The organism is Mycobacterium sp. TH-M82, from assembly GCF_057473605.1.
Map to the genome: position 1 here is coordinate 1 of NZ_JBYCKY010000744.1, position 3,816 is coordinate 3,816.

A 3,816-nucleotide genomic window follows, 5' to 3' on the forward strand; every position below is an offset into this window, starting at 1 on the left:
CATAGCGCGGCGTCCATCCCGAAGTCCACAGCACGGCCTTCTTGCCCTCGGCGGTCTCGACCACCGGCTTCCACGGGTTCTTGACGATCCCGCCGACCGCCGTGACCAGGGTGCCCAGCCCGAAGGCGCCGAACCCGATGCCCAGCGACAGCCCGACCAGCTTGCGCCGCTTGATCGTCGAACCTTCCAGGGCGTCGGTCAGATTCGCCGCCACCGTCTTACGGGCCAACTCGGTGGACCGGCCGTCGTGGCGCTCCTGGATCGAGATCTCTTCCGGGATAAACCTTTTGACGAACATCACGGCGCCGATGCCGATCGCCAGCACCGACAAACCGAAGGTGAGCCCGTACAGCGGGGTGGACAGCGCGTACATGCTGCTGCCCGCGCTGGCCGCCGGTTTGTACCGCCAGGGCCAGAACAAGAAGATCAGCAGCAGCGCCAGCCCGAAACCTCCGCCGGCCAAAAACCACAGTGCCACATGACGTTCGGCGCGTTTTTCGGCGTGGGTACTCTCGACCGGCCAGCGTGGTTGCCGGTAGACCGTCTCCACGCCGTCCAGCCGGCCGCCCAGGGCAACCAGTTCCTCGCGTGACATGCCAGCCAGCGCCGCCCCGTCGGGTTGCTCGGTCCCCTCCTTGTTGATGTCGGTCATGACCGTGCCCCGACCCACAGCGCCCCGCCGATGGCGGCCACCATTCCGACGATCCACATCGCCATGCCCTCGGGCGCGGGCCCGAATCCGCCCAGCCCGTAGCCGCCCGGATTGGATTCCTCGCTAACGGTTTTGACGTAGGCGATGATGTCCTTTTTCTCCTCAAAGGAGAGCTGGCGGTCGGAGAACCGCGGCATGTTCTGCGGCCCGGACAGCATCGCGGCCAGGATCTGCGGTTCGTTGGCGGGTGCCAGGTCGGGGGCGTACTTGCCCGACGACAGCGCCCCGCCCTTGCCGGTGAAGTTGTGGCAGGAAGCGCAGTTGAGGCGGAACAGGTCGCCGCCTCGACCGAGGTTGTGACCGCGCAGCGACGTGGTCGCGATGCTGCCGTTCGAGTCGCGGGCTACGGTAGGGCCGCCGCCGTTGGCCTGCACGTAGGCGCCGAGTGCATCGATCTGCGCGGCGTCGAACATCGGGTCCTTACGGGGTGCCTGGGCCTCACCGCGCGCTGCGGGCATCCGTCCGGTCGACACCTGGAAGTAGACCGCGGCCTCGCCCACGCCGATCAAGCTCGGCCCGCGGTCGGGCACGCCCTGCAGGTTGGCGCCGTGGCACGTTATGCACGACGTGTCGAATAGCTGTTTACCGGTGCGCAGCAGCGCCGAGTTGGCCTCGTCGGCCACCGCGAGCTGCGGGGACGGTGTCAGCAGCGCGGCCAGCCCGCCGGCCGTGGCCAGCGCGGCCACCAGCAGCAACCCCCCGGACAGCCGGCGCCGAAGCCGCCTCCGGGCAGTGCCGAAGTTGCGCCCAGGTCGGGCTGGCCACAACTTCCTCAGTGTTTTCAACCGAACACTCCTGTCCGTCGGGGGCCTGCTCACCGGATGAAGTAGATCGTGGCGAACAGCGCGATCCACACGATGTCGACGAAATGCCAGTAATAGGAGACGACGATAGATGCGGTGGCCTGCGCCGGCGTGAACTTGCTCAACGTGGTGCGGACCAGGAGGAAGACGAAGGCGATCAGGCCGCCGATGACGTGCAGGCCGTGGAAACCGGTGCACAGGTAGAACACGCTGCCATAGGCGCTGGACGGGATGGTGGTGCCGTGACTCGTCAGGTGATAGTACTCATAGGCCTGGCCGAGCACGAAGAACAGGCCCATGAAGAAGGTGGCCACGTACCAGCGGCGCAGCCCGAACACGTCACCTTTCTCGGCGGCGAACACCCCCATCTGGCAGGTGAATGACGAGGCGATCAGCACCAGCGTCACCGGCACAGCCTGGAAAAGATTCAGCTGCGTCGGCGGCGGCGGCCAGTCGCCGCCAGCCTGAGCGCGTGCGGTGAAATACATCGCGAACAGCCCCGCAAAGAACATCAGTTCGCTGGAGAGCCAGACGATGGTGCCGACACTGACCATGTTCGGCCGGTTCAACGAATGCACGCGCGACGTGATGGCGGTACCGGAGGACCCCACAGCGCTCGTCACAACCGCAAGTATGACGTGACGTAGTTGTCGGATTCCATCCGGGTCGCAGAATCGGTGCGAACTTCGCCTGGCTTGTGCGAGGCCGGCGTGCGACGATCGCCGCGTGGTCGAGCCAGATCCAGAGGCGCCGCGGGCTGCGCGCGGCGAGCGGTGGACGCGGGTTCTGCGGCCATTGACGGGCGGCCAGGATCTAGCCCGCGGGCAGGCGAGCTGGGTGATGGAGCAGATCATGGCCGGCGCCGCGACACCGGCCCAGATCGCGGCTTTCGGCGTGGCGATGACAATGAAGGGCCCGACCGCGGCAGAGGTCAGCGAGCTGGCCGATGTCATGCTCAGCCACGCCCACCCGGTGCCGATCGAGGACATCCCGGAGGTCGGCACGGGCGCCGTCGATGTGGTCGGCACCGGCGGTGACGGCACCAACACGGTGAATCTGTCCACCATGGCGGCCATCGTGGTGGCGGCTGCCGGCATACCCGTGGTCAAACACGGCAACCGGGCGGCGAGTTCGCTGTCCGGCGGCGCCGACACGTTGGAGGCACTGGGGGTGCGCATCGATCTGGGTCCCGACGAGGTCGCCCGCAGCGTTGCCGAGGTGGGGATAGGATTCTGCTTTGCGCCTGCGTTCCATCCCTCGTACCGGAACGCGTCGGCGGCGCGGCGCGAGGTCGGGGTGCCGACGGTGTTCAATCTGCTCGGGCCGCTGACCAATCCGGCCAGACCCCGGGCAGGGCTGATTGGTTGCGCGTTCGGTGATTTTGCCGAGGTGATGGCCGGGGTGTTCGCTGCACGCCGCTCCAGTGTGCTGGTAGTGCACGGCGACGACGGGCTCGACGAGTTGACCACCACCACCACCAGCACCGTCTGGCGGGTGCAGGCCGGCACCGTGGACCGGCTGACCTTTGACCCGGCCGGATTCGGGTTCCCCCGCGCCGAGCTGGACCAGCTGCTCGGCGGTGACGCCCGCACCAACGCCGAGGAGACGCGGTCGGTGCTGGCCGGCACCGCCGGCCCGGTCCGCGACGCGGTCGTCCTCAACGCCGCCGGTGCGATGGTCGCTCACGCCGGATTATCCAGCACCGCCGAATGGTTGCCGGCCTGGGATGACGGGCTGGCTCGTGCCGTTGCGGCGATCGACTCCGGCGCGGCCGAGGCGCTGCTCGCGCGATGGGTGCGGTTCGGCCAGCGGCTCTGAGGCCTGCTGAGTGGTCAGCCGGGCGGAGCGCGCGGCAGCCCACTCGGCCCACAGGCCGACTGGCCTCGATCCGCCGTCCCCGTGGATCCGGGGTAGGTTGATCCGCGGCGTGTCTATCCGGGCGCGCCGACGCCTGAATTGTTAAATTTTACGTCTCCCGATGGACAAGGACCGTTGCCGTTTCGTAACCTATCCGAGACCTAAGTTGAATTGATGTTGGATTGACGTTGGATTGACGGGGCATGAGACGGTATGCCACTGGCAGTTTAAGGATGCAAATCTTGGGTTCTCACCCTACGCACGGGACCGGGCACGTCATGAAACGATCCGCCGTCGGTGCGGTGGCTGGCATCACGGCCGGCGTTACAGTCCTCGCCGGCGTCCTCGTCGGCAGTGTGCGGGCCGACCCGGCCGATGACGCGCTGGCAAAGCTCAACGAGCTGTCCCGCCAGGCCGAACAGACCACCGAGGCGATGCACAGCG

Annotated in this window: 3 protein-coding genes and 2 pseudogenes; 2 read left to right on the forward strand and 3 right to left on the reverse strand. The window is 67.4% G+C overall.

Going from position 1 to position 3,816, the window contains the following annotated elements:
* From AC2VON_RS22215 to ctaE, 3 genes and pseudogenes are all read right to left on the reverse strand, one after another.
* A pseudogene (locus AC2VON_RS22215) lies at positions 1 to 652 on the reverse strand (cytochrome bc1 complex Rieske iron-sulfur subunit); the annotation flags it as partial.
* Positions 649 to 1,488: a cytochrome bc1 complex diheme cytochrome c subunit gene (qcrC, locus tag AC2VON_RS22220; protein WP_486954803.1), complete on the reverse strand. Its 840-nt coding sequence runs from the start codon at positions 1,486 to 1,488 to the stop codon at positions 649 to 651. The gene qcrC and the pseudogene AC2VON_RS22215, both read right to left, overlap by 4 nt.
* 38 nt (positions 1,489 to 1,526) lie before the next feature.
* On the reverse strand, positions 1,527 to 2,138 hold the full coding sequence (gene ctaE / locus AC2VON_RS22225; protein ID WP_486954802.1) for an aa3-type cytochrome oxidase subunit III: 612 nt from the start codon (positions 2,136 to 2,138) through the stop codon (positions 1,527 to 1,529).
* A gap of 163 nt (positions 2,139 to 2,301) precedes the next feature.
* Here ctaE and trpD point away from each other — a divergent pair, with 163 nt between their 5' ends.
* Both trpD and AC2VON_RS22235 read left to right on the forward strand, forming a co-directional pair.
* Positions 2,302 to 3,333, forward strand: coding sequence for an anthranilate phosphoribosyltransferase (gene trpD / locus AC2VON_RS22230; protein ID WP_486954804.1), 1,032 nt, complete (start codon positions 2,302 to 2,304; stop codon positions 3,331 to 3,333).
* Positions 3,334 to 3,605: 272 nt separating this feature from the next.
* Positions 3,606 to 3,816: pseudogene (locus tag AC2VON_RS22235) on the forward strand (hypothetical protein); the annotation flags it as partial.